Consider the following 14,731-nt stretch of genomic DNA (forward strand, 5'->3'; position numbering starts at 1 on the left):
TTTGTCGGATAGACGACACTTGTTACCAAGTGCCGCCCTCCTAAGAACCGTACGTGCAACTTTCACCGCATACGGCTCAAGCCTCCACTAAGGCAACATAATGTCACCCAGCAATGTCACAAACTTGCTACGACAGGTTGGGCCCAAGTATTTCGTCCGTAATTATTGGTCTTCCTATTCTCCAGGTAATCCCGATATTTAGGATCGTACGGGGTTGACGCACTTCGGATCTTAACGTGTCTTCTGATTGGCGTTTTGTTAATTTGAGCAAGAATGAGAACTCGTATTTCATTGTTTATCATTTGATAACCATGAAATAGCCATTGACCATTTAAACCTTGAAAGTATTTACGACCAACCCACATTCTGCTTCTACGGGTATGACGCCGCCGCGCCCACCGCCATAGCGCCCAGAAGATCTGATGACCTACATAGGTAAAGGTTCGCTTTGCCACACAATGGCGATAATAATTCGCCCAACCGTGCAACTTTGGATTCATTAGTTTAATGAGATCTGTCGTTGATACAGTTGCGTGTGATCTGATAAGTTCACGCATGTTACTTAAGAATGACAGCACGTTGCTCTTGCTTGGTTTAATAAGCAGTTTTCCTTTGTACTTTCGAAGGTTAAACCCTAAAAAGTCAAAGCCGTCATCAATATGGGTAACATGTGTTTTCTCCTCAGATAGAGTTAACCCTCTTTCCTTTAGGAACTTAACCAGTTGCGGTTTGACCTCATTAACGAGCACATCTTTCGATGTACCTGTGATAACGAAGTCATCAGCATAACCAATAAAGTTTATCCTTGAGCCAGTTTTAAGCGCTATCGATTTCACTTGCTTCTCCAAGCCTGCAAGCGTCAATAACATCAGTGTTGGCGAGATTATTCCACCTTGTGGCGTTCCTTCGTCTGTTTTGTAGAATAACCCTTTGTCGATAAACCCGCACCCAAGCCATTGTTTCAATATTCGTTTGTCCATTGGAATGTTATCTGTTAGCCATTGGTGGCCAATTTTATCGAAACAAGCCTTGATATCGCCTTCGAGTACCCACTGCGCTGAGCTTGGTTTACACAAGCACTTAAAGCATTGTGCAATCGCATCAGCCGTGCTGCGGTTCGGTCGAAACCCGTAGCTGTTTGGGTCAGCAATAGTTTCAGATATTGGCTCCAAGGCTAGAAGATGTAACGCTTGTTGCGCACGGTCTATCATGCACGGAATACCTAATGGTCTGAGTTTGCCGTTTTTCTTGGGGATATAGATGCGTCTGAGCGGTTTCGCTTTATAGCCTTTTCTGCTCAATTGGTTAACTGCCGCAAGTTTTTGTGCATCAGAATTCCATGTGATGCCATCAATTCCTGCCGTTCGTTTACCTTTATTTTGTGATACTCGTCTGACAGCAAGTAATTTTGCTGACTTCGAGTGAGTCAGTATCCATTGCAAGGCTTTAGCCTTACCCCGTTTACCTTCTCGAATTGCCTTTGCAATACGCATTTGAAGCTTTAATACATGTTGCTCAACGACTTTCCAGTTTATGGATTGCCATTCGCTGTTGTCTGAAGAGGCACTAACTTCAAGCGAAGTCATCATTTGCGTTTCTCCATCAATAAAGTTCTTCAAATCATCTTGCAACGGGAGACCAGTTGGAAGTGGGCTCACTTTCGTGCCAGATAAAATCTGTATCTGCATCATTACAACGCAGCATTGGCTTTTTCCAACCTCCTTTACCTGCACATCTATCGGCAACCTTCACAGGTTACTTTCCCGTAAGGAGAAATACAGGCTTACCTTGTTCCGTATGTCGCGCAATATCAGGTTAGATGCCCACTATAGTGCGGTGAGCCTATCGATCACGAAAGAGCACTGTCCAATCTCTTTCCTACTCACGTTGCCGTTTGGCCACAGCATATAAACCACTTCCGCTGCTTCTCGTATAACGCACCTTACATGGATTCACATACGTTCATCATACTGACACCCTAGCACTTACCCGATTGTGGTTATCAGGAAGAAACGCCTCTCGCGATTTGTTTCCCGCCAATTGGCTTTGTTACATTGTCTGGCTCGCTGCTTTATTCAGAGCCATAGGGTCATCTGGTGATACAGATGGTTCACTCTTATCGCGGTGAACAGCGCTTCATACGACTTCAAGTCGCACGGACAGAAATGAGTTAGAGTATTTATTCGGTAACGCCGTTGTAACTGGCAAATGATAGTTGGCTAAAATTTGTGAGGCACGAGCAAAGCCAACTGTTATTTTTCCGCTTTTACGACTTTGTTAGGGTTACTTTCACCAATAGCTACTTTAATTTTTTTGTCCATTTGCTCTAAAATGTGTTTTTCTTGCATAGCCCATAATTTAGGAGCGGAATACCCAAGCAATACTGCTAAGGCAAATATTCTAGCGATAGCATTAGGACTTTCAACTAATGAACCAACGAAATATAAACCCAAAATTAAACCGAGAGCTGCACCGATAAATATTCTGTAGAAGAGCCACTTCAAAGTTGCCATAGCATGATTTTTTTCACGCATGCGGCCACTTGTGGGGAGTTTGTTCGGGTTAATTTCTACAAGCATCGCATGAACCATGCTACCAATAGCAGCAAATAACGGACAAAGTGTAATAAGTAGGTAGTCTTGTATTGTAAATCCAAGACTTGTAAATAAAGTATAAATACCACTCGTATCCATGAATTATCCTTGTAACCCTAACGCCCCATACATAATTGCCTTGTTAGTTTACGGCTTTGAGTCTACCTTGCTCGTACCTGCTGGACCTTCAACTACAGCCCCACCACATTTATTTGCTATAGACTGAATTGATTCTTCGAGCATTTTGTAACCTAGTTCACCTGCACTAATTGGCTCTAAAGAAAGAATATAGCCATGCTTGATATTTGGAATTAATTTTAATGCTTGGTCGGTTGGTTTTAGAGAGTCATCTAACTTTTCGAGTATAAGCTGCCAATCCATTTTAGGGCTCGGATATACATACGATGTAAAGTCATCCCATTTTTCCACATTCCAGCCATCGGTTTTTGTAAGATCTGCGAGCAAAGCTGCGAAGCAAGTAACCCAAACAGCTACATCCATGCTCATATATTTCCCCCAGTAAACTAACGCCCAATTAAGGCGTGAAGCACGCGACCAAAACACTTAATTTAACCGGCGTAATCACTAAACTCAACCCAAACCAAAAATGCCAAGCGTTGAGAATCACTCTTAAATGCTTTTTTATGTGTGCATTACGCTATACTCTTTTTCCGAAACAGACATAATCTCCGTTGTCGAACAACAAAGCTTCAACGTGATCTTCACTATCACCTATATAGCAATATAGGCCTTTGTAATCAATGCCATCATAGGTGACATCGACTTGTCCAAACAAAACACGGTTATACACGATTGACCATGAAGAGTTTAAACGTCGTATTTGTTCTGGATTATGTATAGTTACAAAATCTTTTATAGGTTTATCAATATTTCTGATGATGAATAGATCCTGCATAAATAAATCTAAGCTTCTATAATCTAGACTTTCAAGATGATTAGCGATGGTACAAATAGCAAAGATATCAAGTGCTGATGAACCTGTCAGCTCATAGAAATCATCGTATAATGCAGTTACTAAATTTAAGTCAGGGAAAGAATCATACTTTTTCCACATTTCAAATATTATTTCTTTTAGCTCCATATTTTCAAATTCGACATAACTTTGACGTAACATAGGAGCGTTATTTAATAGTTCTTCTATTGTTTTTATATGAGAGCTAGAATTAAAAAGATGTTGCTCAAAGTATTCACTACCTTTAAAACCTTTAGGTATACTTAATATGTACTTTCCATTATTTTCATTCCATTTTTTAATATCTTCACTAAAAAATATGTAAAAATGGTCATCTGAATCACCATCAACTTCCAAATACAAAAAGCAAACGAAATTTGAGACGACATATTCAGCAGGTATTGAAACATTGCTTGCCTTTTCAGTCACGTTACGACCTTTAGATTGAACAATTACCTGTTTTGCAATATGTTTATTTAAAGGATTTAGTAGCACTAGATCCGCACCATCGGTGTCATAGTTTGGTTTCAAGTACTTAATTTTCGCTTTTGATAGCCTCGTTTTAATGTAATTCTCAGCTAACTCTTCCAATGGTTTATTATCCATTATTTCCTACCAACTTCTTTGTAAACATTACGCCTCAAACAGCAGCGCCTGCGCTATCTGACTGCTTTGACTTGTTAGCTTCTGGTTCGGTGGGACCAAGAATATTATTAACTAAATCTTGTAACGTATCTGACTTTAAGCCTGCTTTCCAAGCACTCTCTAGAGCCCTTGAAACTGCTAAAGGATTTTTCTTCAATCCACCTGCATTTCCATAAAAAGCAGCAGCTTGATCTTCATGCTGATTCCAATCTTTACCAAATTCTGGCCCAATGGTATTTGTTATATTTGTTTTCCACATTCTAAGATTAGTTTTTATCACATCATTACTAGGCCAGTTTTCACCTTTTTCATGACCTAATAGGTGCAAAATAGCAGCATTGTCTTTCTTATGTTTGTTTATTTCAGATTCTCTCGTTTTGTCCGTGTCTGCGTCACAAATTACAAAAACTTCGATATTGAGAAGTTTTGCTATTGCAAGAGGTTTTATCAGCTCATTCTTTCCACCAACTGGAATTATATGGTATCCAGATCGCCTAAATTCAGACAATTTTTCCATCAATTGAATATAAGATGTTAAATAGGCTACATCCTCTACTCCTTCTACTAATATTAACTTCTTGCTAAAGAACATCTCACTAATTTCAGGGCGCAATGTTGGGTAAAGCTTAGCGATCATGCCGCTTTCTTTGACTGCTTTCTCACCAGCATCCGAGAGCTCTTTTACTAAGTCATCATATTTTAATGAAGTTACAGATGAAGAAATTGGAGAACCAACCTCCCTTACCATTCTCACTGCATGGAAATCATCACTTGGTATGAAGTACGGACTATGTGAACAGACTACAATTTGAGAATTGTCATTTGCTAGTTCTTGTAAAACTTCTGACAGGTACCTCGCTTGAGGAGGGTGTTGATACAACTCTGGCTCTTCAATAGCCATAACGAGTGTAGGTGCGTTCTCGTCATCAATAGCGGCTAACTCTTGAAGTAGAGTTAATAGATATGACCTCTGCATTCCATGACCAAACCGTGCCAATTCACTTTCAAACCCTTTTTCGCCAATTTGTATATGAGCGAATGGTTCTTCAATTTTTATAGCTTTTTCAGCATCACTTTTCCAAAGAACTTTTGCTGTGGCACTGGGGTTAGCCCATAGCTTTAGCTTGGTTTCTAACGAATCAGATATACTTGAGAGAACACCTTGTTCTGCTTCAAGCATTGATTGATAGTTTTGTTTTAAATCATTTCGTAAACCTGTGACTTTTTCAGTAAAGTTTACCTTCGATCTTATGGCCCTTGACAATAACTGCCCAAGAGCAGAATTTTTGTTTTCCTCAGCTTCCTCGGAAAAGTCTTTTGATGCAGATACAAATACCCACTGTAAATGTGGGGCAAGTCTATTAGCGCCTTTCGTAACACCATAAAACTGATCTTCACTAGGAATAAGGCTACAACTCTCAGGGTGAGCAGCCTCAAAGGAATTAAGTGCGACTGCCATATCGGCTTTTGTATTTGCTGTTGATATTTCCGGCCATTGGCTTCTTAATCTCGCAAAGATTTCTTTTAATTCCTTAGCTGGTTTCTTAGCTTTTTCAGCTTCGAACCAAATTTTAAACTCGGTCATACCAAGTCTATTACCAAACTGTTTTACTTCCGCCCTTTCTGTTCCTTCATCATATTCAGCCTTAGCGGTAACAACTAACTTGTCCTGCCTTACATAATCAGCCAACCCTCTTTTAGCATCTTCTGAAAGCTCTTTGAAAGTTACAGTAATTGAAATTGGATCATTCGTATTTTTATGGTGAAAGTCATCAACTGAAAGTTTACTTAAGTCGGTTTTAGAATCTTTGTGTTGCCGAAAAAATACATTCAATGCATTCATTACTGTTGATTTGCCTGCTCCATTAGGCCCAACGAAGCAATTATAATTATCAAAGTTTATAGTTTCGTCTTTAAAAGATCGAAAGTTTTGAATTCTAACTGACTCTAATTTCATGTTCATCCTTGTTTAAGAAAGTAACAGTTTATTATGTAGACGATTCATTAATAAACATCTACTTTCATATCCAATAAAATACCAGAAAAACTAAATTTTTCAATTTGCTAAGTAATTCAACAATCATGACGAAGTAAAAAATAAGATATTACTAAAACTTTACAAAAGCACGCAATTAATACAATTGATAATTATTTACTTATTTAAGTTAGTCGCCCTAACTTAAAATGGAGCGAAGGCGAGTTATATCTATAACTCGTCAATGGACAAAAACGTTTCAGAGGCGAATTGCGGCTCTTTGTCAAAAACGGCCATTATTTCAAGTTAAGCCTATGCCTTTTAGATTATTCAACTTTACATAAGCTAAAGTGTTCTTATCTTCTAGATAATAGTAGGTAAGATAAAGGATGACTACTCTAGTGTACTGTCTGGCTCCATGAAGTCTTCTAAAAACCAAGCTGAAAACTCATGTCGCCCCTCTACATCCGCTTTGACATATATACTAGAAGCCTGCTGACGAACTGTTTTTTCTTTGGTATCTCTTACACCACTAATTTCTCTAAAACTCAATCCCTTCAGCATTAACATAGCAACTTCTTGTTCACTTTTTGTCAGTCTCCACTGATTAAACTGTTCATTTATGACTTCACTGTACTTTATACGAGCGCGCTTCATTTCTTCCGAAATATTTTTTAGTTGAATGCCCGATTTATCTAATTCACTTTTTAACTGTTTAATACGCTTTGTGCGGTTTGAAATATCTCGAACCAAAAAAACAAAACCAATCGCTGAAGCTAAAACAATCAAGCTTTCTTCGACAATATGCCAAGTTGGAACACCTAAAGAAATATCAGTAATTACATCAAAAAAATTGAGTACCATTATTATAGCTAGAAGCACCGCTATCGATTTATCTTTCATTTAAAATCAACCAGTTAAAAAGTCTATGGGACATTTGTCTCATGAATCTACAACACATGCCTGACGTAAAAACTAAACATTATTTGTAAGGTAACTTCACTTTACAAACCATTCAAGGCAACTATCCCAGTTAGCCTAACAAGAGTCAGTAACAAATGATAGCAACCTCATATCGATTATTCTCATTAATAGCGTCAATGTTGTTAACTGTTTTAAGCATGCATATTCAAGCTGAACAAGTCACCAATTCAGTGATCGCCATTTCACAATTGGGAAATTTTAAACATAAGTTCCAAACCGTACATCGGGTTGACAGTATGGAGATAGAGCAAGTGCTTGGAGAAGTATCCTTCAAACCTAAATCCAGTTTCAAAGTACAACTGCCTTTTACACCGCAACAAATATCTTTTTTATACAATCCGGGTGTTAAGGTAAGTAAAGGACAAAAAGTAGCTAGAATAGAAGGGCCAGAAGTAAATCACTTCTTAGAAGAAATAGATGCCAGTAAATCAATACTTTTAGAAAGTAAGAAGCATCTTGAGTCTGTTAAAAATTATGCAAATTCGAAAACGATAAAAAGTGCTGAATGGTTAGACATCAACAAAACCTATCTTCAAGCAAAGTTAAGTTTTGAACACTTAAGCCATGCACTACAACAATTAGCCATCGATAAGAACGGCGATATTTTTATAATCAGTCCTTCTAATGGTCAACTTGAGTATACGAACGAACAATCACCATACCTTTTTGAAATAATTCCTTCCCATAATGTTTTTGTAAAATCTTCGCTATTAGCTAGCAATGTAAAAAATGTTAACTCATTTAAAACTGAAGATAATTGCATACTAAAAGTAGAAAATGTTGACGAAACAATCAGCCGTTATAAGCAAACAGTATGGAGTAGTTTCGACTCATCGTGTGAGCTTAAACTCGGGCAACAACTGTTACTAACACCTATCGTTTTAATTGAAGGTATTAAAGTCCCTCACCAGTCATTATTCGAACTCAATAACAAAAGCTATGTTGCAGTAAAACGAGGACAAGAAATAAACTTAGTTAAGGTCATTATTATTGGCAATGAGAATGATAGCTACATTGTTCAATCTGACAATCTAACACCTCAAGCCGAAGTACTTAGCTCCTTTGTTAGCATTGCCCAAGGTCTATTTCTCGGGCTGGGAGAATAAACGATGATAAGTGCGGTGATCAGGTTTTCTCTTATTCAACGAATTTTTATTACTATTTTGACTTTGCTCGTGACTGCTGCAGGAGTCAACGCTTGGTTTAATTTGCCAATTGATGCTTTTCCCGACATTTCTCCTACCCAAGTAAAAATCGTCTTAAAAGCACCGGGAATGACAACTTCGGAAATAGAAACTCAAATTACACGTATTGTCGAAACAGAGTTACTCGGTATTCCATCTCAAAAGATTCTTCGTTCAACCACAAAATATTCTATTACTGATATTACACTTGATTTTGAAGAAGGCACTGATATTTATTGGGCGAGACAACAAGTAAATGAAAGGCTGATGAATATTTGGGCTGAACTCCCAGAGGGTATTTCTGGTGGTCTTGCTCCTATGAGTACGCCTCTAAGTGAAATTTTTATGTTTACAGTTGATAATCCAAACTTAAGCCTTCAACAGCGACGTGATATTTTGGACTGGCAGATCAGACCGATTCTTCGAACAGTTGAAGGCGTCGCAGATGTAAACAGTTTAGGCGGCTATGTAAAAACATATGAAATAACACCAACTACTTTGAAAATGGAATCACTAGACGTTTCTTTTAGTGATATTGAACAAGCCGTAATAGCTAACAATTTAAATGGAGGACTTGGCCGAATAAACAAAGGTAACGACAATTTTGTTGTTCGAACACAAGGACAATTTGAAAAAATTGATGATATACGTCAGTTAGTTATAAAAAACAACCAACAAGGAATAATCAGGTTAGCCGATGTTGCAGCAATCAACGAAGGAAGTTTAATACGTTATGGTGCAGTGACACATAATGGTGAAGAGGCCGTACAAGGCTTAGTTATTGCGCTAAAAAACAGTAATACCGATCAAGTAGTAAGTTCAGTTAAAGAAAAACTTTTAGAACTAGAGCGCTCACTACCTAGTGGCACTAGTATCAATGTCTTTTATGACAGATCTAATTTGATTAGTACTGCTATAGAAACCATCACAAATGCATTAGTTCAAGCTGTAGTACTCGTTATCATATTGCTAGCCTTATTTCTTGGCAACTTTAGAGCGGCACTAATTGTCTCTATATCCTTGCCGGTGGCAGCTCTTGCCACTTTTATATTAATGAGCCATTTTTCCATATCAGCAAATTTAATGAGTTTAGGAGGCTTAGTTATTGCTATTGGTATGCTTGTTGATTCATCTGTTGTCGTTGTTGAAAATACTGTAAATAGGCTTTCAGAAAACAGCAAACTTCCTAAGCTGCATGTTATTTATAGAGCATGTAAAGAAGTTTCTGTGCCAACTGTATCAGGAACATTAATTGTCGTTATTGTTTTTTCCCCTCTATTAACTCTTTCAGGGTTAGAAGGGAAGCTGTTTACGCCTGTTGCATTGACGATTGTTTTTGCGATGTTATCTGCGCTAGTTTTAGCGTTTACTTGCATCCCGGTGCTAGCTTCAATGATACTGAAATCAAATGAAGCGAGTGAGCCTAGCTTCATCAAATCATTACAAATACAGTACAAAAAGTCGCTATTAAGCGTTATTAATTCACCTAAATCAGCATCATCGATAGCTTTTTTGGTGTTGATCACAAGCATTTTTGCCTTTGTAAGTTTGGGGAAAAGTTTTATGCCTACGTTGGATGAAGGAGACATCATTGTTCAACTAGAAAAGTCGCCATCTATTACCCTGCAATCCTCTCTAAATATTGATACCCAAGTAGAGAAAGCACTACTAAAACAAGTACCTGAAATACTTCAAATTGTAGCCAGAACTGGATCAGATGAGCTTGGCCTAGATCCTATGGGCCTAAATGAAACGGATATATTCATGGAGTTGAAGCCTCAAAATGAGTGGCGCTTTGATACCAAGCAACAGCTAATCGAAGATATACGCAACGTATTATCAAATTACCCCGGTATGAACACGAATTTTACTCAACCTATTCAAATGCGGGTAACTGAAATGCTAACTGGCACTACAGGCGATGTATCAATAAAAGTTTTTGGGGATAAAGTCCAAGAATTAGCAAATATCGCTGAAAAAATGAAAGTGTTAGTAAGCCAAGTATCTGGTAGTCAAGACATACAAACAGCATTGATAGAGGGTGGAAAATACATTCGCATTTCATTAAAACCTGAAATAGCTCATCAATTTGGTTTAACCACTAAAGCATTAACTGATTTTCTAAAGCCACAACTTGAAGGCTCACAAATATCTAAACTAGTTACCGTTAATAAATTTACGCCTATTGTTTTCGGTGCTTCGTCGAAGCACAAAGCAAGTCAGATTGGCTCAATAAATGATTTGAAACAAGTATCTGTTTTAATGCCTGATAATACCATTTTACCTCTAGAGAGCGTCGCTGACATTAAGGTAGAACAAGAACCTTTACTGATCGAAAGAGAACGAGGTAAACGTTTTGTCTCAATTACAACCAATGTTGAAAACAGAGATGTGGTAAGTTTTGTTGAAGAGTTACAAGCTAAAGTTCACTCTGAGTTGTCGCTTCCTAGCGGCTATTCCGTAACTTTTGGTGGTGAGTTCGAAAATCAGCAACGAGCAATGAAGAACTTAATTATCGTTGTTCCTTTAGCTTTGATCTTAATTTTTGTGATTTTATTTACAACTTTTCGCTCTGTATCCTTAGCAAGTTTGATTCTTTGTAACATCCCATTCGCCTTAATGGGTGGGGTTTTTGCGTTACTAATATCTAAACAATATTTATCAATTCCTGCATCAGTTGGCTTTATTGCATTACTTGGTGTTGCAGTACTCAATGGTATCGTTATGGTTAGTTATTTCGAACAGAGCAGAACCACTATATCTAATATCACTGAACGTGTAGTAGATGGCTCTCGAAGAAGGCTGCGTCCAGTACTTATGACCGCGACCACTGCAATGTTTGGCCTAATACCTTTAGCGTTTGCTTCAGGTCCGGGAGCTGAGATACAAAAACCGCTTGCTATAGTTGTTATAGGAGGCTTACTGACTTCAACGGCAACAACACTCTATTTATTACCAATCTGGTATCGTTTATTGGAGCAGCGCAATGTTTAGTTCATCATTAGTTTTTACCTTCATAGTCCCTAAGAAGCACAAGGATGATGTTATCGACCAATTAATGCTGAGTGATATAGCATCCGGCTTCAACATTTTCCCGATCATGGGATACAGCAAGAAACATAGTGCTTTTAGCTTAGAGGAACAAGTTAGAGGCTACAAAGATATGCTGAAGTTTGAAGTAGTTATTGAGCAATGTGAATTAGAAAAGCTTAAAGAAGAACTAAAGTTACTATTTACAACCATAAAAATTAGGTATTGGACAACAACTATCACCGAAACAGGCCATTTATAAGTTACGCAATCTCTGGAAAAGGAGAAATGTTATGAACAAAACTAGAACACTTACTTATGTGTGGCCTAAAAGCATCAGGCTTTTTCACTGGATAAACGTCATCACAATTAGCTTACTAATAGTGATCGGCTTAATCATCTTTAATGGAAAAACACTTGGAGTAACGGTGGACGCCAAAATAATGCTTAAAACCATACATGTTACTATCGGTTACATTTTTGCCATAAACCTTATCATTCGGCTGGTTATGGGTTTTATTGGTTCGTCGAATGACATGTGGTCACAAACTCTGCCATTTATGAAAGGGTATAAGAAGGAACTAACTAAATTCAGACGCTCTCCCAAACAAGTGTACACAGGCCATAACCCAATAGGGAAGCTCATGGTATTAGCTTTGCTGATAGCAATGACAATTCAAATGGCGACGGGCTTAATTCTGGCAGGGACTGATATTTACTACCCACCGTTAGGACAGCACTTTGTTAAAAGCATTGCGGTTGACGATACTCAACTTGATGTAATCAAGCCTTATTCAAAAGTTAACGTTGACGATGAACGTTATAAGGATCTTAGAGAATTTCGATCCCCCATTATCACTGCTCATGTATACGCATTTTATGCCCTAATAATACTTATTCCATTGCATATACTAGGTGTTATCGTTGCTGAACAAAGAGAAAAATCAGGGCTGGTTTCAGCAATGATCAATGGTTATAAGTTTCTACCCGAAAAATCGAATAATGACTAAACTAAATTTAAGACTCTTAGTTTATATAGGCTATCAATACGAAAGACAAAGGGAGGTCTTTCTTTTTGGAGATGAAAACCTTTGGGTTATTGCTTACAAGTGAGAATTGGCAAGTTATGCTGGATGAATATTTCTCGTCTAAAGCGGCCAATAGAGCATTTAGCCTAACCTGTTTTTGTCGGATAGACGACACTTGTTACCAAGTGCCGCCCTCCTAAGAACCGTACGTGCAACTTTCACCGCATACGGCTCAAGCCTCCACTAAGGCAACATAATGTCACCCAGCAATGTCACAAACTTGCTACGACAGGTTGGGCCCAAGTATTTCGTCCGTAATTATTGGTCTTCCTATTCTCCAGGTAATCCCGATATTTAGGATCGTACGGGGTTGACGCACTTCGGATCTTAACGTGTCTTCTGATTGGCGTTTTGTTAATTTGAGCAAGAATGAGAACTCGTATTTCATTGTTTATCATTTGATAACCATGAAATAGCCATTGACCATTTAAACCTTGAAAGTATTTACGACCAACCCACATTCTGCTTCTACGGGTATGACGCCGCCGCGCCCACCGCCATAGCGCCCAGAAGATCTGATGACCTACATAGGTAAAGGTTCGCTTTGCCACACAATGGCGATAATAATTCGCCCAACCGTGCAACTTTGGATTCATTAGTTTAATGAGATCTGTCGTTGATACAGTTGCGTGTGATCTGATAAGTTCACGCATGTTACTTAAGAATGACAGCACGTTGCTCTTGCTTGGTTTAATAAGCAGTTTTCCTTTGTACTTTCGAAGGTTAAACCCTAAAAAGTCAAAGCCGTCATCAATATGGGTAACATGTGTTTTCTCCTCAGATAGAGTTAACCCTCTTTCCTTTAGGAACTTAACCAGTTGCGGTTTGACCTCATTAACGAGCACATCTTTCGATGTACCTGTGATAACGAAGTCATCAGCATAACCAATAAAGTTTATCCTTGAGCCAGTTTTAAGCGCTATCGATTTCACTTGCTTCTCCAAGCCTGCAAGCGTCAATAACATCAGTGTTGGCGAGATTATTCCACCTTGTGGCGTTCCTTCGTCTGTTTTGTAGAATAACCCTTTGTCGATAAACCCGCACCCAAGCCATTGTTTCAATATTCGTTTGTCCATTGGAATGTTATCTGTTAGCCATTGGTGGCCAATTTTATCGAAACAAGCCTTGATATCGCCTTCGAGTACCCACTGCGCTGAGCTTGGTTTACACAAGCACTTAAAGCATTGTGCAATCGCATCAGCCGTGCTGCGGTTCGGTCGAAACCCGTAGCTGTTTGGGTCAGCAATAGTTTCAGATATTGGCTCCAAGGCTAGAAGATGTAACGCTTGTTGCGCACGGTCTATCATGCACGGAATACCTAATGGTCTGAGTTTGCCGTTTTTCTTGGGGATATAGATGCGTCTGAGCGGTTTCGCTTTATAGCCTTTTCTGCTCAATTGGTTAACTGCCGCAAGTTTTTGTGCATCAGAATTCCATGTGATGCCATCAATTCCTGCCGTTCGTTTACCTTTATTTTGTGATACTCGTCTGACAGCAAGTAATTTTGCTGACTTCGAGTGAGTCAGTATCCATTGCAAGGCTTTAGCCTTACCCCGTTTACCTTCTCGAATTGCCTTTGCAATACGCATTTGAAGCTTTAATACATGTTGCTCAACGACTTTCCAGTTTATGGATTGCCATTCGCTGTTGTCTGAAGAGGCACTAACTTCAAGCGAAGTCATCATTTGCGTTTCTCCATCAATAAAGTTCTTCAAATCATCTTGCAACGGGAGACCAGTTGGAAGTGGGCTCACTTTCGTGCCAGATAAAATCTGTATCTGCATCATTACAACGCAGCATTGGCTTTTTCCAACCTCCTTTACCTGCACATCTATCGGCAACCTTCACAGGTTACTTTCCCGTAAGGAGAAATACAGGCTTACCTTGTTCCGTATGTCGCGCAATATCAGGTTAGATGCCCACTATAGTGCGGTGAGCCTATCGATCACGAAAGAGCACTGTCCAATCTCTTTCCTACTCACGTTGCCGTTTGGCCACAGCATATAAACCACTTCCGCTGCTTCTCGTATAACGCACCTTACATGGATTCACATACGTTCATCATACTGACACCCTAGCACTTACCCGATTGTGGTTATCAGGAAGAAACGCCTCTCGCGATTTGTTTCCCGCCAATTGGCTTTGTTACATTGTCTGGCTCGCTGCTTTATTCAGAGCCATAGGGTCATCTGGTGATACAGATGGTTCACTCTTATCGCGGTGAACAGCGCTTCATACGACTTCAAGTCGCACGGACA

Annotated in this window: 11 protein-coding genes; 4 read left to right on the top strand and 7 right to left on the bottom strand. The window is 38.9% G+C overall.

Translation table 11 applies throughout. The annotated features are described in order from the left end of the window. Positions 1-116: 116 nt before the first annotated feature. The 6 genes from ltrA (PASHI_RS04615) to PASHI_RS04640 all read right to left on the bottom strand — a co-directional run bounded on the left by ltrA (PASHI_RS04615) (position 117) and on the right by PASHI_RS04640 (position 7,090). A complete protein-coding gene (gene ltrA, locus PASHI_RS04615; protein WP_062564752.1) occupies positions 117-1,589 on the bottom strand; it encodes a group II intron reverse transcriptase/maturase in 1,473 nt (490 codons plus the stop codon). Positions 1,590-2,252: 663 nt separating this feature from the next. Continuing rightward, positions 2,253-2,693 (bottom strand): hypothetical protein, encoded by a 441-nt coding sequence (locus tag PASHI_RS04620; protein WP_062564756.1) that lies wholly within the window; start codon positions 2,691-2,693, stop codon positions 2,253-2,255. A gap of 48 nt (positions 2,694-2,741) precedes the next feature. Then, positions 2,742-3,101 carry a hypothetical protein gene (locus tag PASHI_RS04625; protein ID WP_062564757.1) on the bottom strand — a complete coding sequence of 120 codons (360 nt, stop codon included), beginning with the start codon at positions 3,099-3,101 and terminating at the stop codon, positions 2,742-2,744. A gap of 151 nt (positions 3,102-3,252) precedes the next feature. Next, positions 3,253-4,173 carry a hypothetical protein gene (locus PASHI_RS04630; protein WP_062564758.1) on the bottom strand — a complete coding sequence of 307 codons (921 nt, stop codon included), beginning with the start codon at positions 4,171-4,173 and terminating at the stop codon, positions 3,253-3,255. Between the two features lie 34 nt (positions 4,174-4,207). After that, complete coding sequence (locus PASHI_RS04635; protein ID WP_062564759.1) at positions 4,208-6,169, bottom strand: ATP-dependent nuclease; 1,962 nt, start codon at positions 6,167-6,169, stop codon at positions 4,208-4,210. 411 nt (positions 6,170-6,580) lie between these two features. Then, on the bottom strand, positions 6,581-7,090 hold the full coding sequence (locus PASHI_RS04640) for a helix-turn-helix transcriptional regulator (RefSeq protein ID WP_062564760.1): 510 nt from the start codon (positions 7,088-7,090) through the stop codon (positions 6,581-6,583). A gap of 218 nt (positions 7,091-7,308) precedes the next feature. On the opposite strand from PASHI_RS04640, the gene PASHI_RS04645 reads away from it, so the two are divergent. The 4 genes from PASHI_RS04645 to PASHI_RS04660 are packed head-to-tail and all read left to right on the top strand — an operon-like array spanning position 7,309 to position 12,395. Beyond that, on the top strand, positions 7,309-8,277 hold the full coding sequence (locus tag PASHI_RS04645) for a hypothetical protein (protein WP_156426460.1): 969 nt from the start codon (positions 7,309-7,311) through the stop codon (positions 8,275-8,277). A gap of 3 nt (positions 8,278-8,280) precedes the next feature. Continuing rightward, complete coding sequence (locus PASHI_RS04650; RefSeq protein ID WP_062564762.1) at positions 8,281-11,349, top strand: efflux RND transporter permease subunit; 3,069 nt, start codon at positions 8,281-8,283, stop codon at positions 11,347-11,349. Beyond that, entirely contained in the window at positions 11,342-11,647 is a 306-nt protein-coding gene (locus tag PASHI_RS04655; protein WP_055022338.1) for a DUF3240 family protein, read from the top strand. Before PASHI_RS04650 ends, PASHI_RS04655 begins: the two co-directional genes overlap by 8 nt. Positions 11,648-11,678: 31 nt before the next feature. Then, complete coding sequence (locus PASHI_RS04660; RefSeq protein ID WP_062564763.1) at positions 11,679-12,395, top strand: cytochrome b/b6 domain-containing protein; 717 nt, start codon at positions 11,679-11,681, stop codon at positions 12,393-12,395. Positions 12,396-12,685: 290 nt separating this feature from the next. Here PASHI_RS04660 and ltrA (PASHI_RS04665) read toward each other — a convergent pair whose 3' ends face one another. Then, positions 12,686-14,158, bottom strand: a complete 1,473-nt coding sequence (ltrA, locus tag PASHI_RS04665) for a group II intron reverse transcriptase/maturase (protein ID WP_062564752.1) — start codon at positions 14,156-14,158, stop codon at positions 12,686-12,688. Between the last annotated feature and the right edge of the window lie 573 nt (positions 14,159-14,731).

The sequence above is a fragment of the Pseudoalteromonas shioyasakiensis genome (assembly GCF_001550135.1).
Classification (GTDB): Bacteria; Pseudomonadota; Gammaproteobacteria; order Enterobacterales; family Alteromonadaceae; genus Pseudoalteromonas; species Pseudoalteromonas shioyasakiensis.

Bases quoted from the DNA above. Each gene is read 5' to 3' on its own strand.
- PASHI_RS04660 (WP_062564763.1), top strand. From the start codon at position 11,679: ATGAACAAAACTAGAACACTTACTTATGTGTGGCCTAAAAGCATCAGG.
- PASHI_RS04620 (WP_062564756.1), bottom strand. From the start codon at position 2,693: ATGGATACGAGTGGTATTTATACTTTATTTACAAGTCTTGGATTTACA.
- PASHI_RS04630 (WP_062564758.1), bottom strand. From the start codon at position 4,173: ATGGATAATAAACCATTGGAAGAGTTAGCTGAGAATTACATTAAAACG.
- PASHI_RS04625 (WP_062564757.1), bottom strand. From the start codon at position 3,101: ATGAGCATGGATGTAGCTGTTTGGGTTACTTGCTTCGCAGCTTTGCTC.
- PASHI_RS04655 (WP_055022338.1), top strand. From the start codon at position 11,342: ATGTTTAGTTCATCATTAGTTTTTACCTTCATAGTCCCTAAGAAGCAC.
- PASHI_RS04635 (WP_062564759.1), bottom strand. From the start codon at position 6,169: ATGAAATTAGAGTCAGTTAGAATTCAAAACTTTCGATCTTTTAAAGAC.
- PASHI_RS04640 (WP_062564760.1), bottom strand. From the start codon at position 7,090: ATGAAAGATAAATCGATAGCGGTGCTTCTAGCTATAATAATGGTACTC.
- ltrA (WP_062564752.1), bottom strand. From the start codon at position 1,589: ATGATGACTTCGCTTGAAGTTAGTGCCTCTTCAGACAACAGCGAATGG.
- PASHI_RS04645 (WP_156426460.1), top strand. From the start codon at position 7,309: ATGCATATTCAAGCTGAACAAGTCACCAATTCAGTGATCGCCATTTCA.
- PASHI_RS04650 (WP_062564762.1), top strand. From the start codon at position 8,281: ATGATAAGTGCGGTGATCAGGTTTTCTCTTATTCAACGAATTTTTATT.
- ltrA (WP_062564752.1), bottom strand. From the start codon at position 14,158: ATGATGACTTCGCTTGAAGTTAGTGCCTCTTCAGACAACAGCGAATGG.